Genomic DNA, 24,592 nt, shown 5'->3' with positions numbered 1-24,592 from the left:
CCGCAGGCTCAAAGCCAAATGTCCTGGAAAGCGACCGCTACCTAGACTTACGTCCAATGGGCACTCCCGCCCCAGGCGCCGACCATTGCCGTGATCCGACCACAACAACTCCAAAAAGACTGCGGTAATCGTTATGAGTAAAGCGGACGCCTTCACCCAGGCCGGCAAGACCGCGGTGTTGCAGAACATCCAGGGGACCGTGCAGTTCCTGCAACGCTTCCCGCCCTTCAACCAGATGGAAAACCTCCACCTGGCCTACCTGGTAGAGCAATGCCAGCTGCGCTTCTATGGGCCGGGCGACAGCATCATCAAGCCGGCCGACGGTCCGGTCGAGCACTTCTACATCGTCAAGCAGGGCCGGGTCGTGGGCGAACGCACCCACGCCGCCAAGGGCAGCACCGAAACCACTTTCGAAATCACCACCGGCGAGTGCTTTCCCCTCGCCGCCTTGCTCGGCGAACGGGCGACCCGCACCGAACATCGCGCCGCCGAAGACACCTTCTGCCTGCAACTGAACAAGAACGCCTTCATCAAACTGTTCGCCCTGTCCGCGGAGTTCCGCGATTTCGCCCTGCGCGGGGTCAGCAGCCTGCTGGATCAGGTCAACCAGCAGGTCAAGCAGAAGGCCGTGGAAACCCTCGGCACCCAGTATTCGCTGAACACCCGCCTCGGCGAGCTAGCCATGCGTCACCCGGTGGCCTGCAGTCCGCAGACGCCGTTGCGCGAAGCCGTGGCGCTGATGCACGAACAGCAAGTGGGCAGCATCGTGGTGGTGGACGAACACAAGGCGCCCCTGGGGATCTTCACCCTGCGCGACCTGCGCCAGGTGGTGGCCGACGGCAGCCAGGACCTCAACCAGCCCATCGAACACCACATGACCCAGGCGCCGTTCTTTCTCAGCCCGGACCACAGCGCCTTCGACGCCGCCATCGCCATGACCGAGCGCCATATCGCCCACGTCTGCCTGGTCAAGGACCAGCGCCTGTGCGGCGTGGTGTCCGAACGCGACCTGTTCTCCCTGCAACGGGTCGATCTGGTACACCTAGCCCGGACCATCCGCAACGCCCCCCGGGTCGAGCATCTGGTGGCGCTGCGGGGCGAGATCGGCCAGTTGGTGGAACGCATGCTGGCCCACGGCGCCTCCTCGACCCAGATCACCCACATCATCACCCTGCTCAACGATCACACCGTATGCCGGGTAATCGAACTGACCCTGGCCGACAAGGGCGATCCCGGCGTGCCCTTCAGCTGGCTGTGCTTTGGCAGCGAAGGCCGGCGCGAACAGACCCTGCACACCGATCAGGACAACGGCATCCTGTTCGAAGCCCGGGACGCCGCCCACGCCGCGGAAATTCGCGGCAAGCTGCTGCCCATTGCCCAGCAGATCAACCAAAGCCTGGCGCTGTGCGGCTTCACCCTGTGCAAGGGCAACATCATGGCCGGCAACCCCGAGCTGTGCCTGTCCCGCGCCGAATGGTCCCGGCGCTTCGCCGCCTTCATCCGTGAGGCGACCCCGGAAAACCTCCTGGGTTCGAGCATCTATTTCGACCTGCGGGTGGTCTGGGGCGATGAACAGGGCGCCGAACAACTGCGCCGGGGCATCCTCGACCAGGTCGCGGACAACCGCCTGTTCCAGCGCATGATGGCGGAAAACGCCCTGCGCCAGCGCCCGCCCGTGGGGCGTTTTCGCGAGTTCGTGCTGGCCCGCAAGAACGGCGAAAAAGCCACCCTCGACCTCAAGGTCCAGGGCCTCACGCCCTTCGTCGACGGCGCCCGGCTGCTGGCCCTGGCCAACGGCATCGGCGCGATCAATACCCTGGAGCGCCTGCGCCAGCTGGTGTCCAGGCAAGTCATCGAGCCCCTGGACGGCGCGGCCTATGAAGAGGCCTACCACTTCATCCAGCAGACCCGCATGCAACAGCATCAACGCCAGACCCGGGAGAACCAGCCCTATTCCAACCGCGTCGACCCGGACAGCCTGAACCACCTGGACCGGCGCATCCTGCGCGAGTCCCTGCGCCAGGCCCAGCGCCTGCAAAGCAGCCTGGCCCTGCGGTACCAGTTATGAGCCTGTTTGCCTGGTTCCGTCCCGCCGTCAGCGTACTGACCGCCGAGCAGCAACAACGCCGCGACCGCCTGCCCGCCTTCACCGAACTGGGTGAAGGCAGCCTGCGCGAACAGCGCTGGGTAGTGGTGGACCTGGAAACCACCGGCCTCAACCTCAACCGCGACCAGGTGCTGTCGATCGGCGCGGTGGTGATCGAGGACGGTGCCATCGACTTCAGCCAGCAGTTCGAACGCACCCTGCAACGCGAGGGCCACAAACTCAGCCCCAGCGTGCTGATCCATGGCCTGGGCCCCAGCGCCATCGCCGCCGGCTGCGATCCGGTGGAAGCCTTGCTGGATTTCATGGAGTTCGTCGGCGACAGCCCGCTGCTGGCCTTTCATGCGCCCTTCGACCAGCACATGCTTGGCCGGGCCTTGAAGGACAGCCTGGGCTATCGCCTGCAGCACCGCTTCCTCGACGTCGCGGACATGGCGCCCATGCTCTGCCCAGAGGCCCACATCCGCGAAGCCGGGCTGGACGACTGGATCAGTGAGTTCAAGCTGCAAGTGGTGGAGCGCCACCATGCGGCGGCCGACGCCCTGGCCACCGCGGAACTGGCATTGATCCTGTTCAACCGCGCCCGCCAGCAACAGATCCACAGCCCGCTGAACCTGCAACAGCGCCTCAGCCAATGGAAGCGTCGCCAGCAGGCCCCTTCATTCTGATCCACCGCAGCGGCGCAACGGGCTTTCTCTGCAGACCAACCTCTTCAGCAGCAGCCACCTTCAGCAGCAAGGCAACCGACCGACGTCAATTGCGCCACTGTTTCGCCTCTGCGACAATCGCGAATAATTCTCGTTACTTTAACCTTCCCGATTGGTGAGTCCCGTTGTCGTCAGTCCAAAGCCCTCGCAATGAGCTGGTTGGTGCGTTGTATCGCGACCATCGTGGTTGGCTGCTGGCCTGGCTGCGGCGCAACGTGGCCTGCAGCCAGCGGGCCGAGGACCTCAGCCAGGACACCTTCGTGCGCCTGCTGGGCCGTGACGAACTCAAGACGCCCCGGGAGCCCCGGGCATTCCTGGTGGCGATCGCCAAGGGCCTGCTGTTCGATTATTTCCGCCGCGCCGCGCTGGAACAGGCCTACCTCAACGAACTGATGTTGATTCCCGAGGGTGAGCAGCCCTCGCCGGAGCAACAACAGATGATCCTCGAAGACCTCAAGGCCATCGACCGCCTGCTGGGCAAGCTTTCGAGCAAGGCGCGCATGGCCTTCCTCCACAGCCGCCTCGACGGCCTGAGCCACGCCGAGATCGCCGGGCGGCTCGGGGTTTCGGTGCCTCGGGTGCGCCAGTACCTGGCCCAGGGTATTCGCCAGTGCTACATCGCCCTGTACGGGGAGCCGCTATGACCCCCATCAGTTGCAAACCGGTGTCGGCACGGGTGCTGGACGCCGCCATCGCCTGGCAATTGTCGCTGGATGGCGATGCCAGCGCACTGGAGCACGAGGAGTTCGCCAAATGGCACGCCGCCCATGAAGAACATGCCCGGGCCTGGCGCCAACTGGGCATGCTCGACCAACGTGTCAGCGTCGCCTCGGGGCCTGCGCGCAACGCCTTGCTGCAATCGCGCGAAGGCCTGCGGCGGCAGGTGCGCAAGCTGGGGCGTGGAGTCGCCAGCGTGGTGCTGGTGGTCGGGCTGGCGCTGTTTGCCGGGGAGCGTTACCTGCCAGTGGATTACTGGCTGGCCGACCAGCGCACCGCCACCGGTGAGCAGCGCACCCTGCGCCTGACAGACGGTACGGTGATCAACCTCAACACCCACAGTGCGCTGGATGTGCGCTTCGATGACAAGCAGCGCCGGATCGTTCTCCAGGAAGGCGAAATCCTCATCGAAACCGGGCACAACGACAGCCGCCCCTTCATCGTCGAAACCCGCGACGGCCAAATGCGCGCCCTGGGCACGCGGTTCCTGGTCCAGCGTGAAGACCAGGGCACCCGCCTCGGGGTGCTGCAATCGGCGGTGGCGGCGCGACCGCAAGCCGCTCAGGGCGAGCAGGTGTTCAAGCAGGGCCAGCAAGTGCTGATGCGCCGCGCTGGCCTGGAGCCGTTGCCGAGCCTGACCCCGGGGGCCGACGCCTGGACCCGGGGCATGCTGGTGGTGGACAACATCCGCCTCGGCGACCTGATCGCCGAACTGGGTCGTTATCGCCGTGGTCACCTGGGCGTCGCCCCGGAAGTGGCCGACCTGCGCATTACCGGCAGCTTTCCGCTGCAGGACACTGACCTCGCGCTCAATGCCCTGCTGCCGACACTGCCGGTGCAGATCGAGCGGCACACCGACTGGTGGGTAACCGTGACGGCCAAGGCCGACGCCAAACGCTGAGATCGGTGTCGCGACCTTCGCCAGCAAGCTGGCTCCTACACCGATCCCGTAGGAGCTGGCTTGCCAGCGAAGCGCCCACCATCCATCCGAATCGAAATTATTTTCAATCCGCCCTATCACTTTTCCAATCTCGTCCGGCACCTAGGCAATTGCGAAACATTTCCATTCAGGAGCCGCCCCATGTCCCGCTCGCTAGACACCCTGTTACGCCCCAGCCTGCTGGCTGTCGCCATCGCCCTCTGCGCCCCGCTGGCCAGCCAGGGCCTGATGGCCGCCGAGCAAGCGTCCAGCGTGCGCGCCTACGACCTGCCGGCCGCGCCCTTGGCCAGCACCCTGAACCAGATCGCCAGCCAGGCCGGCCTGGCCCTGAGCCTCGATCCGTCCCTGGCGGCGGGCAAGACCTCGGCCCCGGTCAAGGGCCAGTTCGATGCCCCCGGCGCCCTGCGTGAGGCCCTGCGAGGTACCGGTTTGCAGTTGCAACACAGCAGTGCCGGCAGCTACAGCCTGGCGGCAAGCACCGACGGCGTGGTCGCCCTGCCGGAAACCAACATCACCGGCCAGCAGGCTGGCGAAAGTGCCTGGGGCCCGGTCGACGGTTACCTCGCCACGCGTACCGCCGCCGGCACCAAGACCGACACCGCGCTGGTCGAAGCACCGCGCTCGATCTCCGTCGCTACCCGCCAGCAGATGGAAGACCGTAACGTGCAGAATCTCGACGACGCCGTGCGCTACATGCCCGGTATTGTTTCCGCCAGCTACGGCAGCGACACCCGCTATGACTGGATGCGCGTGCGTGGCTTCGAGCCCACCCAGTTCCTCGACGGCCTGCCCCTGCCCCGTGGCGCATATGCCAACCCGAAAGCGGAGACCTGGAACCTCGATCGCCTGGCCCTGCTACGTGGCCCGGCGTCCTCGGTGTATGGCCAGACCCCGCCGGGCGGCCTGCTGGACATGGTCAGCCGCCGCCCCAGCGCGCAAACCAGCCATGCCGTGCAGATTCAGTACGGCAGCGACAACTACCGCCAGATCAACTTCGCCAGCACCGGCAAGATCGACGATCAAGGCCAGTTCCTCTACGGGCTCAGCGGTGTGGTACGCGATGCTGGCACCCAGGTCGATCACATCGACAACAAGCGCTACAACATCGCCCCCAGCCTGACCTGGAACATCGATCCCGACACCAGCCTGACCCTGCTCTCGCAGTTCACCCGCGACGATACCGGCGCCACCAGCCAGTTCATGCCGATCCAGGGCACCAAGATCAAATCGCCCTTGGGCCAAGTCTCCCATCACAAGAACCTGGGCGACCCGGACTACGAGTTCTACGACCGCACCTACTACGCCCTGGGCTACGCCTTCGAGCACCGGTTCAGCGATGTCTGGCAGTTCCGCCAGAACCTGCGCTACACCAAGTCGGAGCTGTCCTTCCAGCAGTTGACCGTGGGCTCCTACGCCTACGCTCCGGCAGATGCGGCGGGCAACATCAGCCGTACCTCGACCAACGTCAACGAGGACATCGGTCAGTTCGCGGTCGACAACAACTTCCAGGCCAACTTCGCCACCGGCGACATCGACCACACGCTGCTCATCGGCCTGGATCACCAGCGCACCAGCACTTCATACCTGTCGATTTACGGCGACGGGGGCAAAACCAATATCTTCAACCCGGTCTATGGCCAGCCGATCGTCCGCCCGGCGCGCGCCAACGCCTATTACGACTACGACCAGAAAACCATCCAGACCGGCCTCTACGTCCAGGACCAAATGGCCCTGAACCAATGGCGCCTGACCCTGGGTGGCCGCGAGGACTGGGTGCACCAGGGCACCACCTACCTCAACAAGAAGGACGTGACCAACACCGATCGCAGCAAGAACTTCAGTGGCAATGCGGCGCTGAGCTATGTGTTCGACTCGGGGGTTGTGCCGTACCTGTCCTACGCCGAATCGTTCCAGCCAGCGAGCAACGCCAGCGCTTCACCGACCGAATCGTATAAACCCACGGAAGGTAAACAGTGGGAGCTGGGCATCAAGTATCAACCGCCGGGTTCGAACACGCTGCTCAGTGCGGCGGTCTACGACCTGACCCAGAAGAATGTCCTGGTAACCAGCATCGGCGCCGGTGGCGAGTCGGTCACCAACCAGACCGGCGAAGTGAAGGTCAAGGGCCTGGAACTGGAAGCGGTGTCCGACGTGACCGACAACCTCAAGGTCATCGCCGCGTACACCCTGGCCAAGTCCGAGGTAAAAAAAGGCATCTACCAAGGCAACCGCCTGCAACTGATGCCCAACCAGCAAGCCTCCCTGTGGACCGACTACACCTGGCACAGCGGGGTGCTCGACGGCTTCGGTATCGGGGCCGGGGCCCGCTACACCGGCAATACCTATGGCGACCAGGCCAACACCTGGCTGGGCAAGGCCAACGCCTACACGGTGTTCGATGCCGCCGTACACTATGACCTCGGCCGCCTGGACAACAGCCTCAAGGGCGCCTCGCTGAAGCTCAACGCCACCAACTTGTTCGACAAGGACTACCTGTCCACCTGCGACGCCTCCTACTGCTATTTCGGCGATCAGCGCAGCGTGGTCGCCAGTGCCACCTATCAATGGTAAGCGGCTGAGTTAACCACCAGGCCGTCCGCCAAGGGCGGCCTTGCTGTGTCTGAAGGCTAAGCAATGAAAAGCACAACCATCCGCCGCTGGTCCTTGATCCACACCTGGTCCAGCCTGATCTGCACCCTGTTCCTGCTGATGCTGGCGCTCACCGGCCTGCCGCTGATCTTCCATCACGAGATCGACCATCTGCTGGGGGATGCCCCCGAGCTGCGGGAGATGCCCGCCGACACCCCCCACCTGGACCTGCAACAGCTGGTCAAGGCTGCCGAGGCCCATCGCCCGGGCGAGGTCATGCAGTATTTCGGCTGGGACGAAGACGAGCCCAATGGCGTGACGGCGATCATGGCCAAGACCGCCGGCACCGAGCCCAACTCGTCCCACACCTTCATGCTCGACGCCCGCACCGGCGAGGCCGTGGCCATGCCCTCGGCCAACGGCGGGTTGATGATGGTCATGCTGCGCCTGCACGTGGACCTGTTTGCCGGGCTGCCGGGCAAACTGCTGCTGGCCTTCATGGGCCTGCTGTTCGTGCTGGCGATCGTCTCCGGCACGGTGCTGTACCTGCCGTTCATGCGCCGCCTGAAGTTCGCCACGGTGCGCCAGGACAAATCCCGCCGCCTGCGCTGGCTCGACCTGCACAACCTGATCGGCGTGGTGACCCTGACCTGGGCCCTGGTGGTGGGCGTCACCGGAGTGATCAGCGCCTGCGCCGACCTGATCATCGCCGCCTGGCGCAACGACAGCCTCAGCGCCATGGTTGCGCCCTACCGCGACGCCCCAGCGCTGACTTCGCTGGCGCCGGCCAGCCGCCTGCTGGAGATCGCCAGGGAAGCGGCCCCGGGCATGCAACCGGATTTCATCGCCTTCCCCGGCACGCGCTTTTCCAGCGAGCATCACTACGCAGTATTCCTCAAGGGCGACAGCCACCTGACCTCGCACCTGCTGACCCCGGTGCTGATCGACGCCAGCAGCCTGCAGGTCACCGCCGTGGGCACGCGCCCCTGGTACATGGACGCCATGGGCATGTCCCAGCCGCTGCATTTCGGTGACTACGGCGGCCTGCCGATGAAGCTGCTGTGGGCGGCGATGGATGTGCTGACCCTCATCGTCCTGGGCAGCGGCCTGTACCTGTGGCTCGTCCGCCGACGGGCCGGCCAGCCGATCCGGGAGGCGCGTCGATGAAGCCGCGGCAAGCGAGTTTCTGGAAGGTCTTCGGCGCGCCGCTGGCGCTTGGCCTGCTCTGCGCCGCCGGGTTGTTCGCCGCGCTGTTGGGCGACGGGCTCTGGGACAGCCTGAGCTGGCTGGGCCTGGGCCTACCGACGCTGATCGCCCTGCACGGCCTGTTGCGGCGCAAGCCGGCGGCCTGAACCCGGCGCCGGGAAGCCGCGCCACAGGTACATCGAAAGCCCGAGACCGATCAGCATCACCGGAATGAACACGCGGTTTTCCTGGAACGCCTCGATGGCCACCAGCACGCTGAACAAGGCCAGCCCCAGCAGCGGCACATAGCAGGCTGCCAGGCTCCAGCGCCACAGCTGGGTCACCGGGTCGGGACCGCGCAGGCGCAACAGGGTGCAGGCCAGTCCCGGCAGGGCCAGCGCCGGCAGCGCCCAGTACCAGGCGATGTAGGCAAACGCCATGATCAGTTCCGGCTCACCCTCGCCCTTGCGGCGAAACTCATACTGCAGGGCCAGATACACCGCCAGCGCGCCCAGCAGGGTCAGGGCCAGGCTGTACAACCCGTGCAAAAGATAGGACCTGCGCATTCATCACTCCTTGTCGCTACTGCCACTCGCCCCTGTGGCCCATGCCACAGGCTGCGCTAAGATCCCCGGGCTGCGAGACTTCCACCCGCGAGGAATATTCATGTCCACCCCAAGCATGACGCTGTTCCACAACCCGGCATCACCTTTCGTACGCAAGGTCATGGTGCTGCTGCATGAAACCGGTCAGTTGAACCGGGTTGCCCTGCACGCCAGCCAGTTGACCCCGGTCAGCCCGGACGCCGCCCTGAACCAGGACAACCCCCTGGGCAAGATTCCCGCCCTGCGCCTGGCCGACGGCCAGGTGCTGTATGACAGCCGGGTGATCCTCGATTACCTGGACCAGCAGCACGTCGGCAACCCGCTGATCCCCCGGGACGGCTCGGCCCGCTGGCGCCGCCTGACCCTCGCGGCCCTGGCCGACGGGATCATGGACGCCTCGGTACTGGTGCGCTACGAACTGGCCCTGCGCGCCCCGGAAAAACACTGGGAACAGTGGCTCGACGGCCAGCGCGACAAGATCCGCCGCGCCCTGGCGTTGCTGGAGGCCGAGGCGATTGCCGAGCTGGCCAGCCACTTCGATGTGGCCGCCATCAGCGTCGCCTGCGCCCTGGGCTACCTGGACTTCCGCCACCCCGATCTGGAATGGCGCCAGGAGCAGCCCAAGCTGGCGGCCTGGTATCTGGAGGTCAGCCAGCGGCCGTCGATGCTGGCGACCCGGCCACCGGTCTAATCGGTCAGGCGCTCCGGCCTGTTCGCCGGCAAGCCGGCTCCTACCGCACGGGGAGCGGCTTGCTGGCGCACCAGCCACCAGGCATCCCGCGGAAACAACTGGCCAATCCGCTGCGTCAGGCGCTCGCGCTGACGCTGGTCCTCACGCAAGCCCAGTGACTTACTCATGGACGGCCTCCAGGTCGAACTGCAGGGGTGCCGGTTGCTTGCGCTGGCCCAGGCCATACCAGTCCAGCTTGCGGGTCAGCACCATGAACACGCCCAGCAGGCCGAACAGCAACAGCGAGCCCATCAGCAGCGCATAGTCCTCGGCGCTAAGCAGGCCATACAGCAAGCCGTACAAGGCCGCCAGCGACAGCGCGAACACCGCGCCATTGCGCCAGCTGTGCAGCACATGGCTGACGTAGAAGCCGATCAAGCCCACGCAAGCCGCCGCCGACACGCCATAGGCCAGCTCGAAACCCAGGTGTTCCGAGAGCGACAGCAGCAACAGGTAGAAGAAGGCCAGCGCCACGCCCACCAGGCCGTACTGGATCGGGTGTACCGACAGGCTCTTGAGCACTTCGAACAGGAAGAAGCCGGCAAAGGTCAGGCCGATGAACAGCAAGGCATATTTGATCGCCCGGTCGCTCTTCAGGTACTGGTCCACCGGGTCGATGAAACTCACGCCAAAGCTGCGACCGTTGAAGTCCTGGCATTGGCTGCTGTAGGCGCAGCGCTCCATGGCCTGTTCCAGGTTGGTGGAGAAGAACGAGGTCTGCCAGATCGCCGAAAAGCCCTGCTCGGTGACTTCACGTTGCACCGGCAGATAGTTGCCGACAAAGCTCGGGTGCGGCCAGTTGGCCGTCAGCAGCACCTTGCTGGTCTTGCCCACCGGCAGCACCTGCAGTTGCCCGGTGCCCTGCAGGCGCAGGTCGAAGGCGAAGTCCAGGCGGGTGCTCTTCTTCAGGTCCAGGGGCGGCAACAATACGTGCACGCCTTCGTCCAGCCAGCTGACAAAGGTGCCCGGCGCAAAGTCCAGGGTCTGGCCGTTGAGCTGCAGTTGCAGGGCGTTCTCGATGCCGCGGATATCGCTGATGCCCACCGCCAGGAACGGCTGGTCGAACTGATAGTCGGCGAAGTCTTCCTTGATGCCGTACTGCTCGGGCACGGCGAAATGGCCGCTGATGTGGTTGTCGGCGTGGAACAGCCGCGCCTCGTAGATCCCCCGGGCGCGCAACTCGGTCTGGGCCTTGCTGTTCAGTTCGAAATGCTCTGGCAGGAAAAACAGCCGCCCCTGTTGCTCGCTGGTTTCCTGGTAGCGCTTCTTGGTCTTGTCGTCGGTTTTCCAGGTGCGCACGGTCTTGCGGTAGTCCACCACCATCACCGGGCCGCTGATCTGCTGCTGGGTGCTGGAGCTGCGGGCGATATCGTCGAGCACGCCGTCGCGCAGGCTCTGGCGCTCGCCTATCAGGCCGCTGATCATCAACAGCGGTATCAGCAACAGCACGATCAACAGGCCAATGGCCCCGAGTTTGAAGGTCAGGTTACGGTTCATGAGGCTCTCCCAGTTGGAATGGGAGAGAGTCTGGGACGCGGGCATGGGGGTTTTATGGGAGCAATGTGGAGACTCTGTGGAGAATCCCCACTCAGGACAGGCGCACGCTCACCTGGACCCCGCCCGGCACGTTCTCGATGTGCATCCGACCGCCATGCAACTGCACCACTTCCTCGACGAAGTTCAGCCCCAGGCCGGTGCTCTTGCGCCCGCTGTCCGGGCGCGGCAGGGAATAGAAGCGCTCGCACAGGCGCGGCAGGGCGTAGTCCGGAATCGGCTCGCCCTGGTTGAACAGCACCAGCTCCACGCCCTCCTCCACCCGCTGCGCCGTGCAACGCAACAGGCCGCCCACGGGGCTGAAATCCAGGGCGTTGGTCAGCAGGTTGCCCAGGGCCTGGCGCAGCAGGAACGGCTCGCCGGACCAGGCCAGTTCCGCCGGCACCCGCAGTTCCACCTGCAGTTGCTTGCCTTCGATACGCCCGTGCTGGCTGTTCAGCAGCTCCTTGCACAAGGGCGCCAAGGGTACGCTGACCCGCTCTTCCAGGCCCTGGCGCTGCTCCACTTGCGCCAGGTTCAGCAGGCGCTCGATCAACTGCTGCATGCGCGCGCTTTCACTGTCGATATTGCCGACGAAGCGCTGGCGCTGCTCCAGGGGCATCTCGCTCTGCAGCAGCTCCGCCGCCCCACGAATCGCCGCCAGCGGGCTCTTCAGTTCGTGGGTCAGGGTGTGTACGTAGCGCTCGACATAGGCCTTGCCTTCGAGCTGGGTACGCATGCGCTCCACCGCCGTCGCCAGTTGTTCCATTTCGCCGCCGCGATAGTGCGGCAGCTCGGCCCGGCGGCCTTCACTGACCGCCAGGGCGTAGGCGGTCATGCGCCGCAACGCCGCGCTCAGCCACCAGGACAGCAAGGCGCCAAACAGCAGGCCCATGGCGATCAGCCCGGCGCCGTACCACAGCAGGCGGCGCTCGGTGCGGTCGACGTAGGGCTGCAGGGAACTGTTGGGCTTGGCCACGGTGACCACACCGATGATCTGGCCGTTGTCGCGGATCGGCGCGCCCACGTGCATCACCGAGGAATTGGGATCGTCGGCCAGCGAGCGCGACGAACGCGCGCCATATTGGCCGCGCAGAGTCAGGTAGACATCGTTCCAGCGCGAATAATCCTGGCCCACCGCCAGGCCGCTGGAGTCCAGGACCACGATGCCCTTGGCGTCGGTGACGTAGATGCGGTGGTTGACCTGATTCTTCGGCAGGCCCCAGATGGTCGCCGCCGGTTGCCGCTCGCCATAGGCCCGCAACAGTTGCGGCCAGCGGTTCTCGCTGAGGGTGCCGGCCTTGAAATCGTCCCGCAGGATTTCCGCCAGCAGGTTGGCGGTGTCCACCAGGGTTTCCTCGGTGGACTGGCGCACGCCGGGGCGGATCTCCTTCATCACCGTGCTCAGCACGAAATAGCCGGTCAGGCTGATGAACAGCAGGTAGACCAGGAAGATGCGGATACCCAGCGTCATCAGGCTTGGCTCGGGCTGTAGCTGTAGCCCAGGCCGCGATGGGTCTGGATCGGCTCGGCCTCGGCCGCCACCAGGCGCAGCTTGGCCCGCAGGCTCTTGATATGACTGTCGATATTGCGCTCGTAGCCGACATCCGCCACCACCCCCAGGGCATCGAGCAACTGCTCGCGACTGAACACCCGCTCGGGCTGCTCCAGCAGGCATTGCAGCAGGCGGAACTCATGTCGGGTCAGGCTCAGGGGTTGGGCCCGATAACTGATCTGCACCCGCTCCGGGTCTATGACAAACAGCGCCGGGGCCGCCTCGGGCGCCGCTCGCGGGGTCATGCGCTTGAGGATCGCCTTGACCCGCGCCGCCACTTCCCGGGGGCTGAAGGGCTTGACCACATAATCGTCGGCGCCGATCTCCAGGCCCACCACCCGATCGATCTCACCGTCTCGGGCGCTGAGGAACATCACCGGCACTTCGCTGAAGCGCCGCAGCTGCTTGCAGGTTTCAAAGCCGCTGATATCCGGCAGGCCGATATCGAGGATGATCAGGTCCGCCGGGGTTACCCGCTGATGCTCCAGGGCCGCATGGCCCAGGCTCAGCCAGGTGGTGGTGAAGCCTTCGCCTTGCAGGGCGAAGATCAGGGTGTCGGCAATGGCCGCTTCGTCTTCGACAATCAGGATATGGGGCATGGCATCCAAGCACGCAAATTCAGTGGGAGAACGGTGCCGGATGCCCGGTATCCCGTCAATCAGCAGTCGGGCTTGTCAGCGGTATAGCGCCGCGCCGGGTTCACCGCCGCGCCGAATTCCCGCAGCGCCTTGGCGCCGATCAGCAACGGATAGTTGAAGCTGCTGCGGTCGGTGAGGTTGACCTCCACCGTGCGCTTGACGTTGCCCAGGCACATCTCCAGCTCCACCACCGGGCGCTTGGCCGACTGCGGTTCTTCGGCCTCGTCGCCCTCCTCGGAACGGCTCTTGATCTTGCTGATGCGCGCCACCTTGTGTTCATAGACCTTGCTCCCGGCATCCTTGGTGGCCAGACGGAAGCGCACCCAGTCCTCGCCATCGCGGGTAAAGGTCTGGATATCCCTGGCCGACAGCGACGCGGTCAGGGCCCCGGTGTCCATCTTGGCCTGCAGGGTTTCACCGATTTCCGGCAGGCGAATGTACTCGTAACGGCCATACAGGGTCGGCTCGGCGGCCATCACCGGCAGCGCCAACAGCGAAACAAGAGCAAGGACAGATTTCACGACAGTGGATTCCTTGAAAAGAGGGGCAGCGGGATTTTAGACCGCGGCCAACCAAATGGTTCGGATGAAGGCAGCTGCAAGCCTCAAGCCTCAAGCCTCAAGCCTCAAGCCTCAAGCTTGGAGCTCGCCGCTTGCAGCTTGCAGCTTGCTACTTGCCGCTTGCCATTTGGCGTACCCGCCGAAGCTGCTTATCATGGCGCGCTCAAAAGATTGCCAAGAGTGCCTTATGCGCCGCCTGCTCACCGGCTGTTTCGTCACCCTGCTCCTGCTGCTCAACACCCTGGTGCTGTTCGGCCCGCTGATGGTGTTTGCCCTGCTCAAGCTGGTCCTGCCCGGGCGCCTGCGCGACTGCGCCTCGGGGGCGGTGATGTGGATCGCCGAAACCTGGGCCGAGATCGACAAGCTGATCTTTGCCTGCTGCATCCCCACCCGCTGGGACATTCGCGGTGGCGATGGCCTGCGGGTCGACACCTCCTACCTGGTGGTGAGCAACCACCAGTCCTGGGTCGACATCCCGGCCCTGATCCAGACCCTCAACCGGCGCACGCCGTTCTTCAAGTTCTTCCTCAAGAAGGAACTGATCTGGGTGCCGTTCCTGGGCCTGGCCTGGTGGGCTCTGGACTACCCCTTCATGAAGCGCTACAGCAAGGCGTTCCTGGCCAAGCACCCGGAGCTGCAAGGCAAGGACCTGGAAATCACCAAAGCCGCCTGCGAGCTGTTCAAGCGCCAGCCGGTGACCGTGGTCAACTACCTGGAAGGCACCCGCTTCACCCCGGCCAAGCGCCAGCAACAAGACTCGCCCTTCCAGCACCTGCTCAAGCCCAAGGCCGGCGGCGTGGCCTTCGTCCTCGCGGCCCTGGGTGAACAGCTGGACGCGATGCTGGACGTGACCGTGGTCTATCCCCAAGAACGCATTCCCGGTTTCTGGGACCTGATCAGCGGCAACGTGCCCAAGGTGATCATCGACATCCGCACCCGCGAACTGGACCCGGCGCTGTGGCAGGGCGATTACGAAAACGACCCGGCGTTCCGCCAAAAGGTGCAGGACTGGGTCAACCAGCTGTGGACCGACAAGGACCAGCGCATCAGCGAACTGCTGAACGAACGCCGCTGATCAATCGCTGATCACGTGGGGCAGGAAGCGGCTGCTGTCCTTGGTGATCGGCGAGTTGTCCTCGCGAATGCCGATCCCCGCCGGCTGGTCGCCAATCACCCAACTGCCAATCACCGTGTGGTTGCCGGCAAATACCGGCAGCGGGTGAAACTGCTGACGGATGCAGGGCCCGCCATAGGGCCCGGCTTCGATCAGGCGCTCACCGCCCGCGGTGCAGATTTCCACATTGGCGCCTTCCCGGGAAAAGAACGGCTTGCGCACCCAACCCGGGCCCAGGCGGGCAGTGGGGTCATCGTCGATAAACGCCGGCAGCAGGTTCGGGTGCCCTGCATGCCGCTCCCATAACAGCGCCATGGCGCCCTTGTTGGAGAGGATCGCCTTCCACGGCGGCTCGACAAATTGCGTGCCGCTGCCGGCAATCGCCGGGCCGTAGGCTTCGTTGAACAGATGCTCCCAGGGATAGAGCTTGAACAGGCTGTCGATGGGCATCTCCAGCAGGTCGACGAAACGCCCACCGGCATTCAGGCCGATGTCCTCGATGGCGATCAGCCGCGTACCCAGGCCAGCCTGACGGGCGATATCGCGCAGGTATTCGACCGTGCCACGATCCTCCAGCGAATCGCGCACCGAGGCAAAGTGCATCGGCGACTTGAAGCCGCCCTGGACGAAGGCCTGCAGCAGCTTGTCCTCGATGCTGTTGAACTGATCGCAGCCGGCCGGCAACTGCCCGCGCTGCAACTGCTGCTCCAGCCAGACGTACTGGAAGAAACTCGCCTCATACAGCGAAGTCGGCGTGTCGTAATTGGTCTCCAGCAACTTGGCCGGGCCTGCGCCGTCGTAGCACAGGTCCATGCGCCCGTAGAGATGGGGCTCGCCCTGCTTCCACGATTGGCGGATCAATTCGTGAAAGGCCGCAGGGATCGCCAGGCGCTGCAGCAGCTCTTCGCTGTCCACCACTTCGGCCACCAGGGCCATGCACAGCTCGTGCAGTTCCTGGGTCGGGTCTTCCAGGTCGTCCTCGATCTGCCGCAGGCTGAAGCGGTAGTAGGCCGACTCGTCCCAGTACGGCTCGCCGTCGAAGGTGTGGAAGGCAAAGCCCAGTTGCTCGGCCGTGGCCTGCCAATCCGCCCGCGGGGTGCTGGGGATGCGCTTCAAGAACCGAAGCCCCAGCTGTGCCCGGAACCGAAACCACCGCGGCTCACCACCTCATGGGCGCCGGCCATGGAGTTGCCGGCTCGGGTGAAGTTCTCCGGGCTGGAAATACCGAAACGGCCACCGTTGTTGGCAAGGCTGAAGGACTTTCCGGCCTCCACCTGCTGGCTGAGGGTACTGAGTTGCGAGCCGCCACGACCGTCGCGCTCCCTGTACAGCGCCTCGCTGAAATAGCGCGGCTCCGGGGTCGAGTCCAGGCCGATCCAGCGCCAGAAGCTGGAACCCGAACCGGAGCTGGAGGCGCCACCACCGCCGGAGCTGAACGAACTGCTACCGCTGGAGCTGCCGGAGCTGCCCTGCTGCTGTTGCTCATCCTCGGGCTTGACCGGCACCGTACGCTCGCTGGTCAGGGCAAAGCCCTCGAACGTCGGTATGTAGGTGCGATTGTAGATGGAGACCTTGCAATTGCCGGGGTAGAAGTCCTCCTCGCAGTCTTGCAGGTCCTGATAACGCGGGGCCACCACGTCACTACGCTCCCAGGCGTCGTCGCGGGCCGACTGGCAGATATCCAGTGGGATCTGCGCCTGCTCGCACTCCTGTGGGCTGGTGAAATGCTGGACCTGACGCACTTCACGCGTCGCCTGAGGCTGGCCATCACAAGCCGCCAAGGCGAACGGCACACTGCCCAGCAGCACCAGGCGCACGCTTTTACTGCGTTTCATGCCGATGCCCTCAGACCGATGGGGTCATGCAGGCCGCATTCAGCAGGCCAACACCGACAGACACCGAAGCCACCAGGATCGCCGCGGAATTTTCCTGGTTGGCAATGCGCTGGGACAGCCCCTTGAGGGTCAGGCTGACGACAAAGAACGCCAGCACCTGCACCACCGAGGCAATGCCGGCCCAAAGCAGGAAATCGATGATCGAAATGGAATGGGAAATCGCGCTGGCCACCGGGATCGCAAAGCCCAGCAAGGCGCCGGACAGGGCGATGGAGGCGGCACTGTTGCCCTGGCGGATCAGGGCGAATTCGTTATAGGGGGTCAGGCGCGTGTAGATGAACGCGTAGAGGGCAAACACCAGGGCTGCGCCCAGCATGTAGAGCATGAAACCGAGCACCGCGTCGGCGGGCAAAGACATCTTCAGTGCATCCATGAACATCGCGTTCAAACTTCCTTGGAAAACGGGGCGCGAGATATAGCACAGGCCGGATTGGGCGAAAACTCCGCAAAGGTAAAGTTTCAGGGCTCGCGGGAAGCTCCGAGAGCGATAGCCCCGACGCCGATCGCGCCGGGGCCGGGAGGCGTTACTGGTTCACGCCCCAGATGCCGCCCAGGCTTTGCAGCAGGGAACCACCAACACCCTGCTGCCCCAGGTACTGCAGGATCAGCGGGGCAAACTGGCCGATCATGCCGCTGTCCATGCCCAGGGCGCCAAAGGCGTTGTTCAGGTCATTGGTGTCCTTGACGTTGCCCAGGGCGCTGCCCAGGCCGGCGCTCTTGCCGGAAGACTGGCCGAGCAGGCCGCTCAAGGCGCCCAGGCTGCCCAGGGCGTTGCCGCCCGAGAGCTGGTCCAGGCCCGGTACGCTCTGGCTCAGTTGCGAATAGTCGGAACCGCTGAGTTGATTCTTCGCCAAGCCGAGCATGGCGCCAGTACCGCCGATGGCCTGCTCAGGGGTGACATTGAGTTGCGCCAGGGTGCCCAGCAGGCCGGCGGTCTGGGAAGTCGGCGCGGCGGCAGCGGCCTTGTCGCCGCCCTGCATGCCGGCAATGGCGTTGGCCGCGTCGCTCAAGCTGAAACCGCCGGCCAACGCCGAGCCGGCTGCCAGGGTCATCAGGGTAGCCAGGGCAAAACCGCGTGGAATATTCATCGAAACAACCTCATGGGGCGGGAAACCGTCCGGACTCGGGCGGCGAGAAAGCACAGATTTGACTGAAACCGACAGCGAATGTTCCGACGCCCGCCCTGCCGTCCGGCGCCTGCATCCAGCTCCGCCGCTGCTGCGTATATCGTCCACAAGCGCCACCCCCGGGCCCCGGCATGAGGCAACAGGACGTGAATGGAACAACCACCCACCCTGGACTAATCTCTGGCTGCGTCAGTCGGCGCCTGTCGCTGGCCCTTGCCCCCGTTCCTGTCAGGAGAATCGCCATTTCGAGCCTCGACACCGATCAGCTGCGGCACCTGCTGGCCCAGTGTTCACTGGGCGACCGCCGAGCCTTCGAAACCCTCTATCACATGGTTGCCCCGCGTCTGCATGGCGTCGCCCTGCGCTTCATGGGCCGTCGCGATCTGGCCGAAGAGGTGCTGCAAGAAAGCTTCGTGCGCATCTGGAACAACGCCGTGCGCTACCAGCCGCACCTGTCCGCGCCCCTGACCTGGATGGTCAACATCACCCGCAACCAGGCCATCGACCAGTTGCGCAAACACCGCGAACGGCCCCTGGGCGAACTCGAGGAACAACAGCTGGAAGATGAAACGCCCTCGGCCCACGACCAGCTGGACAGCGCCCGCGCCGCCCGGGCCCTGAACCGCTGCCTGGAAAGCCTCGACGGCATGCAGCGCCAATCCATCACCGTGGCCTACTTCCAGGGCCTGTCCTGCTCGGAACTGGCCGAACACCTGGCCGCGCCCCTGGGCTCGGTCAAATCCTGGATTCGTCGGGGCATGGAACGCCTGCGCCGGTGCCTTGAATCATGAACTATCGAACCCCTGAACGCCGGCGCGCCCTGGCCGCCGACTACGCCATCGGCCTGATGCAGGGCGCCGCCCGCCGACGCTTCGAAATGCTCTTGCTGGACGACCCGGCGCTGCGCGAAGAACTGGCGCAGTGGCAGGAAAGCCTTACCTGCCTGACCGAAGCCCTGCCTGAAGCGGCGGTGCCGGAACGGGTCTGGGCGAGTATCCAGGCACGCATCGAACCGCAAGTCCTGCACGTACCGCAGAAGAGCCCGCTGTGGATGCGCTGGCGTCTGGCGCTCGCCGCCTGCGCGGTGCTGGCGACCCTGTACATCGGCTTTATCCAGCAGAGCGACCAGGTGCGCTACAGCGCCACCCTGCTCAGCGCCGACCAGCAACCGGCCCTGCGGATCAAGGCCCACGCCCAGTACCTGCAAGTCGAGCCCCTGACCCTGGCCGCCATCGGCCTGGACCGCAGCCTGGAACTCTGGGCGATCCCTGCCGACGGCAAACCGATTTCCCTCGGCGTGGTGCCGGTGGGGGGCAAGGGCAAGATCAACCTGAGCCCGGCCCAGCGTGAACTGCTGGGCACCCCGATCGCCCTGGCGGTAAGCCTTGAGCCCCACGGCGGCTCGCCTACCGGCCAGCCCACCGGCCCCGTGCTGTATCAAGGGCAATTGGCGGCGCTCTGACGGCCGCCTTCGCCGGCAAGCCGGCTCCTACAAGGCCCGAGTTGTGTAGGAGCTGGCTTGTGTAGGAGCTGGCTTGCCAGCGAAGCGGGTCACGCTAAACTCCCTGCCCCACACCTTTCGGCGCCTGCTGTGAAACCATCCCCCATCAGAGTGGCCCTCTACGGCTGCATCGCCCTGGCCCTGAGCATCCCCCTCATCATCTGGACCCTGGGCCGCCCCATCGACAGCAGCCGCTGCTCGGACACGGCCCCAGGCCTCCTGAGCGAGTTCATCAGCCAGTACTTCCAGGAGACAAACGGCGCCCACTGGCAAGAGGAAATCAACTCACTGATCATTCTCGGAATCCCGGAGGCCCAGGCCCTGGCTCGCCAGTCCCCGGCCCACTACTGCGACGCCCTGAACCTGCTGGAAAACCCGCAACGCGCGCCCACGGAAAAATTTCATACCGCGGTGCTGATGCTCTCGCTGCCCATCGACTACTACCTGGACTTCATGGACCGCAGCCACCGGCTGTATCAACGCGGGCTCATTGACCGATCAGTCCTCAGCATGGTGCTGATGCCAAGAGGCACGGCGCTAAACTACTGGTGGCTGCCCCAGTGGCGCTCGCGTTTCCAGCGGGATGCGCCGGGGCTTTTTAGCGATGACCAGATGAGGGAGATCCTGCGGGGAGAACACTGGTTCGACTACCCAGGTAGAGGTTATTGATCGAGTCGGATTCACAGGCAACGAAAAGCCCGCCAATAGGCGGGCTTTTCAGTCGGCATGAACTATCTGAACAATTCGGCATGGCTGCCCAGGTCGACAAAGGTCACAAGACCGGCTCGGGCCACGTCATAAATCAGCAGAAAATCGCCACCGATATGACACTCCCTGAAACCGTCCCACTCCCCCTTCAGCGCATGATCGAGATACTGCGCCGGTAGCGGCTCCCCCAGGAACAGCAGCACCATGACCTTGCGCACTTCGTGCATGTCGCGACGCCCCGCGCGCTGGTAGCGCTCCCAGGACTTTTTAAACTCCGGGGTTTGTGCGCATTGCCTGGGCAGGTCAGCGCGCTTTGGGTTCCTCTCCGGCCTCGCCATCAGCATCCCTCAACATGTCGTCGATCGAATCGTACTGACGGCGAATCTCCCGCGCCTGCGCCATGGCACGAGCGGTTTTCTCCGATGGGACACGCACTTCGAAAGGCAGCCCCTGCACGGCCACAACCTGACGCAGGAAAAGACGCATGGCCTCGCTCAGGCTCAGCCCGCAGGCTTCCAGCACAGCAGTAGCACTCACCTTCAAGTCCTCGTCTATGCGGCAACGCACGTCAGTGGTTTTCAGTAATGCAGCCAAGGTATCACCTCCATTGGTTATTTGTAGCTACATTGTCGCTACGTTTTTTCAATTCTGCGAGCTCGACTCTTTGCGGTCAACCGATTTCAGTGGACCGGACTCATGAACAGGACCTCGTGCACGTTCAGCGACGCCACAGCGGACGAAACCTCCTGCAAGACATCCACCCCCCAGCGCCTTGCTGCCTCACGCACCGGAGGCTTATAGTCCGCCGGTCGCTCAAATAGCGACCGGGTTTGGCGACCCGACGAACTACGGTCAGAAGCATCTCTTACTCATTACGGAGATTTACTTATGGACCGCTACATGCCCATCACCGGGCAAGACTGCAACATCCCCTCCCTACTGATCGACACTCAGGCGCCGCTGGATGTGCTTCATGAAGCCGCCGCCTTCCGTATCCGCGCCGTGACCCAGGTGCTGGAGCAACTGGCCTTGAGCGATGCGCTGGGCAAGGACCCGGTACTGGCCCAGGAGCTGGCCCAGCTCTGCGCCATTCCCCTGCGCGATGGCTGCGACCTGATGGATGTGCTGGGACGGCGCTTGCGCGCCACGCTGATCGCCTGACTGCAACCAGCGACTGTGGCGAGGGAGCTTGCTCCCGCTCGGCCGGCCGGCGCCCCGGCGCGCAGCGGTCGTAAAACCTGAATCCGCGACTCGACTGGCACAGCCGTGTCGCAACCATCGGGAGCAAGCTCCCTCGCTACAGAAGAAAAAACGCCGCCTTCTCGGCTAGAGAAGGCGGCGTTTTTTGTTACTGACGGTCCTCAGGCAGCGCTGAACAGCTTGTGCGGGTCGATGACGAATTTCTTCGGCACGCCGGCATCGAACTCGCCATAGCCACGCGGGGCGTCGTCGAGGCTGATGACCTGCACGCCCACCACTTCGGCGATGTTGATGCGGTCCCACATGATGGCCTGCATCAGTTGGCGGTTGTACTTCATCACCGGGGTCTGGCCGGTGTGGAAGCTGTGGGACTTGGCCCAGCCCAGGCCGAAGCGGATGCTCAGGCTGCCCAGCTTCGCCGCGGCATCCACCGCGCCCGGGTCTTCGGTGACGTACAGGCCGGGAATACCGATCTTGCCCGCCACCCGCACCACGCCCATCAGCGAGTTGAGCACGGTGGCCGGGGCTTCGTGCTGGGCACCGGCATGACCGTGGCCACGGGCTTCGAAGCCCACGGCGTCCACCGCGCAATCCACTTCCGGCTCGCCCAGCAGCGCGGCGATCTGTTCGTGCAGCGGGGTGTCCTTGGACAGGTCGGCAATTTCAAAACCCTGGGCCTTGGCGTGGGCCAGGCGCACCGGGTTGACGTCGCCGACGATCACCACCGCCGCCCCCAGCAGGCGCGCCGAGGCCGCAGCCGCCAGGCCGACCGGGCCGGCGCCGGCCACATAGACGGTGCTGCCCGGACCGACGCCGGCAGTGACGGCGCCGTGATAACCGGTGGGCAGGATGTCGGACAGGCAAGTCAGGTCGCGGATCTTCTCCATGGCCTTGTCGCGATCCGGCAGTTTCAGCAGGTTGAAGTCGGCGTAAGGCACCAGCACGTATTCGGCCTGGCCACCGGTCCAGTCGCCCATGTCGACGTAGCCGTAGGCACCGCCGGCGCGGGCCGGGTTGACGGTCAGGCAGACCCCGGTGTGTTGCTCCTTGCAGGAACGGCAGCGCCCGCAAGCGACGTTGAACGGCACCGACACCAGGTCACCGATCTTCAGGTTCTCGACATCACTGCCCTTCTCGATGACTTCGCCGGTGATTTCATGGCCCAGGACCAGGCCGACCTGGGCGGTGGTACGGCCGCGGACCATGTGTTGGTCCGAACCGCAGATGTTGGTGGAGACTACGCGCAGGATGACGCCGTGCTCGATCTTCCTGCCGCGCGGGTCCTGCATTTTTGGATAGTCGATTTTCTGTACTTCGACCTTGCCGCTGCCGAGATACACGACACCACGATTACCAGACATGTCAGTCACCTCTTTATTTGTTGTTGTGACGAGAGTGAAACAAGCTTCAAGCGGCAAGCTACCAGCCGCAAGAAGTGTGCACGCCGCTTTTTCTCGCGGCTTGGAGCTTGCAGCTTGTCGCTAAAGAACGACCGTTCGGTTGCCGTTAAGGAAGACTCTGCGTTCGATGTGATAACCCACCGCCCGGGCCAGGGTCAGGCCCTCGATATCCCGGCCCTTGGCGATCAGGTCCTCGGGGTAGTAGCTGTGGTCCACCACCTCCACGCCCTGGGCGATGATCGGGCCTTCGTCCAGGTCGTTGTTGATGTAGTGCGCGGTGGCGCCCACCAGTTTCACCCCCTTGTTGTAGGCCTGGTGATAGGGCTTGGCGCCCTTGAAACCCGGCAGCAGCGAGTGGTGGATGTTGATGGCCTTGCCGTCGAGCTTGCGGCACAGCTCCGGCGACAGCACTTGCATGTAGCGGGCAAGGATCACCAGCTCGGCGCCCGAGTCCTCGATCACCTGCCACACCTGGCGCTCCTGGGACGGCTTGTCGTTGGGGTCGAGGGGGAAGTGGTGGTAGGGAATCTGGTGCCAGTCGGCCAGGGGCTTGAGGTCCGGGTGGTTGGACACCACCGCCACCACGTCCATGGGCAACTGGCCGATGCGCTGGCGATAGAGCAGGTCGTTGAGGCAGTGATCGGCCTTGGAGACCATGATCACCACCTTCGGCCGAAAGTTGGGCGCGGTCAGCTCGAAGTTCATCTCGAACGCCTTGGCCCGCTCGGCCAGGCCCTGGCGGAAGCCTTGCTCGTCCAGGCCATCGGGCTGGCGAAACTCCACGCGAATGAAGAAGCGGCCCGAAAGCCGATCATCGAAGGAATGGTGCTCGGTAACGTAGCAGCCCTGCTCGAACAGAAAGCGGGTCACCGCGTCCACCGTGCCGAGCACGCTGGGGCAGTCGGCGGTGAGAATCCAGGTATCGGGGGCGCGGCTCATGGGGAGTAACTCCTGTTCGTTGGGGCAACCGCAGCGCGGTCGATTCTCTGTAGGAGCGAGCTTGCTCGCGAAAAATCCAACGGCGCTGTGGTCTTCCGGGAATCCATTCTTCGCGAGTTCGCGAGCAAGCTCGCTCCTACCGGGCCAAGCGGGGTTCAGGCCTGCACGCTGAGGCCATATTCAGCGGCGGCATCCTGCAGCCACATCCACCAGTAATCGGAGAAGCTGCGGCGCACCAGCAGTTCCCAGGTGTCTTCGCCGGTGCGGCGGATCACCAGTTGCGACTTGGCGAACACCGTGCCCACCGCCTTGCCCACCGGGAAGTTGTTGGGGTGCACGTCATAGCTGGTGGACTTCATCAGCACCTGGCGCACGTTGGGGCCGGAGAGTTCGAGGATCTGCTGGCCGCCGCTGACGTTGACGATCTGGATGTGCAGGTCGCCCAGGGCGGCGCGCAGATTCTGCTCGGCGGCGAACTCTTCGCCGCCGGGCACGATCAGCAGCCACTCGTCCGGGCCCAGCCATTGCAGGCTGCTGTCACCCTTGACCACCACGCTCAGGGCGCCGGGCAATTCGATGCCCAGGGCCTTGTGCACACCGGCGGCAAAGGCCGGGTCGTGGCCGTCGCCACGGATCGTCAGGTGACCGAGGAGTTTTTTCTCGCGCAGGATCACACCGGCGTTCTTGCGGCCCTTGCCCACCAGGCTCGGCAGGTCGGCGTGGTGCAGGGACGACTCGGCCTTGGCCCCGGTGGTGGGGCGCTGTTGGTAAACGTTGACTGCGGTCATGGAGCACCTGTCCTTTATTCTGTTGATAACGCCCTGTAGGAGCCGGCTTGCCGGCGA

28 protein-coding genes are annotated in these 24,592 nt (G+C 64.6%); 13 read left to right on the top strand and 15 right to left on the bottom strand.

Features of this window, described 5'->3' with window-relative positions; all coding sequences use genetic code 11:
- Positions 1-133: 133 nt before the first annotated feature.
- The 7 genes from BLV47_RS01555 to BLV47_RS01525 all read left to right on the top strand — a co-directional run bounded on the left by BLV47_RS01555 (position 134) and on the right by BLV47_RS01525 (position 8,409).
- Positions 134-2,068 carry a putative nucleotidyltransferase substrate binding domain-containing protein gene (locus BLV47_RS01555; protein WP_092309160.1) on the top strand — a complete coding sequence of 645 codons (1,935 nt, stop codon included), beginning with the start codon at positions 134-136 and terminating at the stop codon, positions 2,066-2,068.
- Complete coding sequence (locus tag BLV47_RS01550; protein WP_092309157.1) at positions 2,065-2,772, top strand: 3'-5' exonuclease; 708 nt, start codon at positions 2,065-2,067, stop codon at positions 2,770-2,772. The genes BLV47_RS01555 and BLV47_RS01550 overlap by 4 nt, the downstream gene beginning before the upstream one ends.
- A 164-nt stretch (positions 2,773-2,936) precedes the next feature.
- Positions 2,937-3,455: an RNA polymerase sigma factor gene (locus tag BLV47_RS01545; protein ID WP_092309154.1), complete on the top strand. Its 519-nt coding sequence runs from the start codon at positions 2,937-2,939 to the stop codon at positions 3,453-3,455.
- Positions 3,452-4,429, top strand: a complete 978-nt coding sequence (locus BLV47_RS01540; RefSeq protein ID WP_092309151.1) for a FecR domain-containing protein — start codon at positions 3,452-3,454, stop codon at positions 4,427-4,429. The genes BLV47_RS01545 and BLV47_RS01540 overlap by 4 nt, the downstream gene beginning before the upstream one ends.
- Positions 4,430-4,609: 180 nt before the next feature.
- Positions 4,610-7,039: a TonB-dependent siderophore receptor gene (locus tag BLV47_RS01535; RefSeq protein WP_092309148.1), complete on the top strand. Its 2,430-nt coding sequence runs from the start codon at positions 4,610-4,612 to the stop codon at positions 7,037-7,039.
- Between the two features lie 63 nt (positions 7,040-7,102).
- On the top strand, positions 7,103-8,224 hold the full coding sequence (locus tag BLV47_RS01530; protein ID WP_092309145.1) for a PepSY-associated TM helix domain-containing protein: 1,122 nt from the start codon (positions 7,103-7,105) through the stop codon (positions 8,222-8,224).
- The gene (locus tag BLV47_RS01525) at positions 8,221-8,409 is read left to right on the top strand and encodes a hypothetical protein (protein WP_092309142.1); all 189 of its coding nucleotides are present in this window, start codon (positions 8,221-8,223) and stop codon (positions 8,407-8,409) included. Before BLV47_RS01530 ends, BLV47_RS01525 begins: the two co-directional genes overlap by 4 nt.
- On the opposite strand, the gene BLV47_RS01520 is transcribed toward BLV47_RS01525, so the two are convergent.
- Complete coding sequence (locus tag BLV47_RS01520) at positions 8,356-8,808, bottom strand: hypothetical protein (RefSeq protein ID WP_092309139.1); 453 nt, start codon at positions 8,806-8,808, stop codon at positions 8,356-8,358. The genes BLV47_RS01525 and BLV47_RS01520 overlap by 54 nt on opposite strands.
- Before the next feature lie 100 nt (positions 8,809-8,908).
- Between BLV47_RS01520 and BLV47_RS01515 the strand changes: the two genes are divergently transcribed.
- On the top strand, positions 8,909-9,538 hold the full coding sequence (locus tag BLV47_RS01515; RefSeq protein ID WP_092309136.1) for a glutathione S-transferase: 630 nt from the start codon (positions 8,909-8,911) through the stop codon (positions 9,536-9,538).
- On the opposite strand, the gene BLV47_RS36060 is transcribed toward BLV47_RS01515, so the two are convergent.
- The 5 genes from BLV47_RS36060 to rloA2 all read right to left on the bottom strand — a co-directional run bounded on the left by BLV47_RS36060 (position 9,535) and on the right by rloA2 (position 13,824).
- A complete protein-coding gene (locus BLV47_RS36060) occupies positions 9,535-9,705 on the bottom strand; it encodes a hypothetical protein (RefSeq protein ID WP_167365612.1) in 171 nt (56 codons plus the stop codon). The two genes, BLV47_RS01515 and BLV47_RS36060, sit on opposite strands and share 4 nt — an antisense overlap.
- Complete coding sequence (creD, locus tag BLV47_RS01510) at positions 9,698-11,074, bottom strand: cell envelope integrity protein CreD (protein ID WP_244168833.1); 1,377 nt, start codon at positions 11,072-11,074, stop codon at positions 9,698-9,700. Before creD ends, BLV47_RS36060 begins: the two co-directional genes overlap by 8 nt.
- A 91-nt stretch (positions 11,075-11,165) precedes the next feature.
- Complete coding sequence (gene creC, locus BLV47_RS01505) at positions 11,166-12,584, bottom strand: two-component system sensor histidine kinase CreC (protein WP_092309130.1); 1,419 nt, start codon at positions 12,582-12,584, stop codon at positions 11,166-11,168.
- Positions 12,584-13,264, bottom strand: a complete 681-nt coding sequence (gene creB, locus BLV47_RS01500) for a two-component system response regulator CreB (protein ID WP_092317019.1) — start codon at positions 13,262-13,264, stop codon at positions 12,584-12,586. The genes creC and creB overlap by 1 nt, the downstream gene beginning before the upstream one ends.
- A gap of 59 nt (positions 13,265-13,323) precedes the next feature.
- Positions 13,324-13,824: a retropepsin-like aspartic peptidase RloA2 gene (gene rloA2, locus BLV47_RS01495; protein ID WP_092309127.1), complete on the bottom strand. Its 501-nt coding sequence runs from the start codon at positions 13,822-13,824 to the stop codon at positions 13,324-13,326.
- Between the two features lie 226 nt (positions 13,825-14,050).
- On the opposite strand from rloA2, the gene BLV47_RS01490 reads away from it, so the two are divergent.
- Positions 14,051-14,938 carry an acyltransferase gene (locus tag BLV47_RS01490; protein ID WP_092309124.1) on the top strand — a complete coding sequence of 296 codons (888 nt, stop codon included), beginning with the start codon at positions 14,051-14,053 and terminating at the stop codon, positions 14,936-14,938.
- On the opposite strand, the gene BLV47_RS01485 is transcribed toward BLV47_RS01490, so the two are convergent.
- From BLV47_RS01485 to BLV47_RS01470, 4 genes are all read right to left on the bottom strand, one after another.
- Positions 14,939-16,093, bottom strand: coding sequence for a glutathionylspermidine synthase family protein (locus BLV47_RS01485; protein WP_092309121.1), 1,155 nt, complete (start codon positions 16,091-16,093; stop codon positions 14,939-14,941). It abuts the gene before it with no gap.
- Entirely contained in the window at positions 16,090-16,812 is a 723-nt protein-coding gene (locus BLV47_RS01480) for a DUF1190 domain-containing protein (RefSeq protein WP_092309118.1), read from the bottom strand. Before BLV47_RS01480 ends, BLV47_RS01485 begins: the two co-directional genes overlap by 4 nt.
- Positions 16,813-16,822: 10 nt before the next feature.
- Entirely contained in the window at positions 16,823-17,251 is a 429-nt protein-coding gene (locus tag BLV47_RS01475) for a DUF350 domain-containing protein (protein WP_092309115.1), read from the bottom strand.
- Positions 17,252-17,396: 145 nt separating this feature from the next.
- Positions 17,397-17,960, bottom strand: coding sequence for a DUF2780 domain-containing protein (locus BLV47_RS01470; RefSeq protein WP_092309112.1), 564 nt, complete (start codon positions 17,958-17,960; stop codon positions 17,397-17,399).
- Positions 17,961-18,145: 185 nt separating this feature from the next.
- Here BLV47_RS01470 and BLV47_RS01465 point away from each other — a divergent pair, with 185 nt between their 5' ends.
- From BLV47_RS01465 to BLV47_RS01455, 3 genes are all read left to right on the top strand, one after another.
- Positions 18,146-18,790, top strand: a complete 645-nt coding sequence (locus tag BLV47_RS01465; RefSeq protein ID WP_425272140.1) for a sigma-70 family RNA polymerase sigma factor — start codon at positions 18,146-18,148, stop codon at positions 18,788-18,790.
- Positions 18,787-19,461 (top strand): anti-sigma factor, encoded by a 675-nt coding sequence (locus BLV47_RS01460; RefSeq protein ID WP_092309106.1) that lies wholly within the window; start codon positions 18,787-18,789, stop codon positions 19,459-19,461. The genes BLV47_RS01465 and BLV47_RS01460 overlap by 4 nt, the downstream gene beginning before the upstream one ends.
- Positions 19,462-19,590: 129 nt before the next feature.
- Entirely contained in the window at positions 19,591-20,169 is a 579-nt protein-coding gene (locus tag BLV47_RS01455; protein ID WP_092309103.1) for a hypothetical protein, read from the top strand.
- 62 nt (positions 20,170-20,231) lie between these two features.
- On the opposite strand, the gene BLV47_RS01450 is transcribed toward BLV47_RS01455, so the two are convergent.
- Both BLV47_RS01450 and BLV47_RS01445 read right to left on the bottom strand, forming a co-directional pair.
- Positions 20,232-20,546: a type II toxin-antitoxin system YafQ family toxin gene (locus tag BLV47_RS01450; RefSeq protein WP_092309100.1), complete on the bottom strand. Its 315-nt coding sequence runs from the start codon at positions 20,544-20,546 to the stop codon at positions 20,232-20,234.
- Positions 20,512-20,802, bottom strand: a complete 291-nt coding sequence (locus BLV47_RS01445) for a type II toxin-antitoxin system RelB/DinJ family antitoxin (protein WP_092309097.1) — start codon at positions 20,800-20,802, stop codon at positions 20,512-20,514. Before BLV47_RS01445 ends, BLV47_RS01450 begins: the two co-directional genes overlap by 35 nt.
- Before the next feature lie 294 nt (positions 20,803-21,096).
- Between BLV47_RS01445 and BLV47_RS01440 the strand changes: the two genes are divergently transcribed.
- A complete protein-coding gene (locus BLV47_RS01440) occupies positions 21,097-21,369 on the top strand; it encodes a hypothetical protein (protein WP_092309094.1) in 273 nt (90 codons plus the stop codon).
- 200 nt (positions 21,370-21,569) lie between these two features.
- On the opposite strand, the gene fdhA is transcribed toward BLV47_RS01440, so the two are convergent.
- From fdhA to BLV47_RS01425, 3 genes are all read right to left on the bottom strand, one after another.
- Complete coding sequence (fdhA, locus tag BLV47_RS01435) at positions 21,570-22,769, bottom strand: formaldehyde dehydrogenase, glutathione-independent (protein ID WP_031320644.1); 1,200 nt, start codon at positions 22,767-22,769, stop codon at positions 21,570-21,572.
- 120 nt (positions 22,770-22,889) lie between these two features.
- Entirely contained in the window at positions 22,890-23,747 is an 858-nt protein-coding gene (gene purU / locus BLV47_RS01430; RefSeq protein WP_092309091.1) for a formyltetrahydrofolate deformylase, read from the bottom strand.
- 155 nt (positions 23,748-23,902) lie between these two features.
- A complete protein-coding gene (locus tag BLV47_RS01425) occupies positions 23,903-24,535 on the bottom strand; it encodes a sarcosine oxidase subunit gamma (RefSeq protein ID WP_092309088.1) in 633 nt (210 codons plus the stop codon).
- Between the last annotated feature and the right edge of the window lie 57 nt (positions 24,536-24,592).

This window comes from Pseudomonas saponiphila (assembly GCF_900105185.1).
Classification (GTDB): Bacteria; Pseudomonadota; Gammaproteobacteria; order Pseudomonadales; family Pseudomonadaceae; genus Aquipseudomonas; species Aquipseudomonas saponiphila.
Note: the sequence above shows the minus strand (reverse complement) of the source record. Positions and strands in the feature narration are given on the sequence as shown.

Excerpts from the sequence above, each read along its gene's own strand:
- BLV47_RS01525 (WP_092309142.1), top strand. The coding sequence starts at position 8,221 with ATGAAGCCGCGGCAAGCGAGTTTCTGGAAGGTCTTCGGCGCGCCGCTG.
- creD (WP_244168833.1), bottom strand. The coding sequence starts at position 11,074 with ATGAACCGTAACCTGACCTTCAAACTCGGGGCCATTGGCCTGTTGATC.
- BLV47_RS01530 (WP_092309145.1), top strand. The coding sequence starts at position 7,103 with ATGAAAAGCACAACCATCCGCCGCTGGTCCTTGATCCACACCTGGTCC.
- BLV47_RS01440 (WP_092309094.1), top strand. The coding sequence starts at position 21,097 with ATGGACCGCTACATGCCCATCACCGGGCAAGACTGCAACATCCCCTCC.
- BLV47_RS36060 (WP_167365612.1), bottom strand. The coding sequence starts at position 9,705 with ATGAGTAAGTCACTGGGCTTGCGTGAGGACCAGCGTCAGCGCGAGCGC.
- BLV47_RS01450 (WP_092309100.1), bottom strand. The coding sequence starts at position 20,546 with ATGGCGAGGCCGGAGAGGAACCCAAAGCGCGCTGACCTGCCCAGGCAA.
- creB (WP_092317019.1), bottom strand. The coding sequence starts at position 13,264 with ATGCCCCATATCCTGATTGTCGAAGACGAAGCGGCCATTGCCGACACC.
- BLV47_RS01520 (WP_092309139.1), bottom strand. The coding sequence starts at position 8,808 with ATGCGCAGGTCCTATCTTTTGCACGGGTTGTACAGCCTGGCCCTGACC.
- BLV47_RS01425 (WP_092309088.1), bottom strand. The coding sequence starts at position 24,535 with ATGACCGCAGTCAACGTTTACCAACAGCGCCCCACCACCGGGGCCAAG.
- BLV47_RS01460 (WP_092309106.1), top strand. The coding sequence starts at position 18,787 with ATGAACTATCGAACCCCTGAACGCCGGCGCGCCCTGGCCGCCGACTAC.
- BLV47_RS01470 (WP_092309112.1), bottom strand. The coding sequence starts at position 17,960 with ATGAATATTCCACGCGGTTTTGCCCTGGCTACCCTGATGACCCTGGCA.
- BLV47_RS01535 (WP_092309148.1), top strand. The coding sequence starts at position 4,610 with ATGTCCCGCTCGCTAGACACCCTGTTACGCCCCAGCCTGCTGGCTGTC.
- BLV47_RS01550 (WP_092309157.1), top strand. The coding sequence starts at position 2,065 with ATGAGCCTGTTTGCCTGGTTCCGTCCCGCCGTCAGCGTACTGACCGCC.
- BLV47_RS01555 (WP_092309160.1), top strand. The coding sequence starts at position 134 with ATGAGTAAAGCGGACGCCTTCACCCAGGCCGGCAAGACCGCGGTGTTG.
- BLV47_RS01480 (WP_092309118.1), bottom strand. The coding sequence starts at position 16,812 with ATGAAACGCAGTAAAAGCGTGCGCCTGGTGCTGCTGGGCAGTGTGCCG.
- BLV47_RS01490 (WP_092309124.1), top strand. The coding sequence starts at position 14,051 with ATGCGCCGCCTGCTCACCGGCTGTTTCGTCACCCTGCTCCTGCTGCTC.
- fdhA (WP_031320644.1), bottom strand. The coding sequence starts at position 22,769 with ATGTCTGGTAATCGTGGTGTCGTGTATCTCGGCAGCGGCAAGGTCGAA.
- BLV47_RS01475 (WP_092309115.1), bottom strand. The coding sequence starts at position 17,251 with ATGTTCATGGATGCACTGAAGATGTCTTTGCCCGCCGACGCGGTGCTC.
- creC (WP_092309130.1), bottom strand. The coding sequence starts at position 12,584 with ATGACGCTGGGTATCCGCATCTTCCTGGTCTACCTGCTGTTCATCAGC.
- purU (WP_092309091.1), bottom strand. The coding sequence starts at position 23,747 with ATGAGCCGCGCCCCCGATACCTGGATTCTCACCGCCGACTGCCCCAGC.
- BLV47_RS01540 (WP_092309151.1), top strand. The coding sequence starts at position 3,452 with ATGACCCCCATCAGTTGCAAACCGGTGTCGGCACGGGTGCTGGACGCC.
- BLV47_RS01515 (WP_092309136.1), top strand. The coding sequence starts at position 8,909 with ATGTCCACCCCAAGCATGACGCTGTTCCACAACCCGGCATCACCTTTC.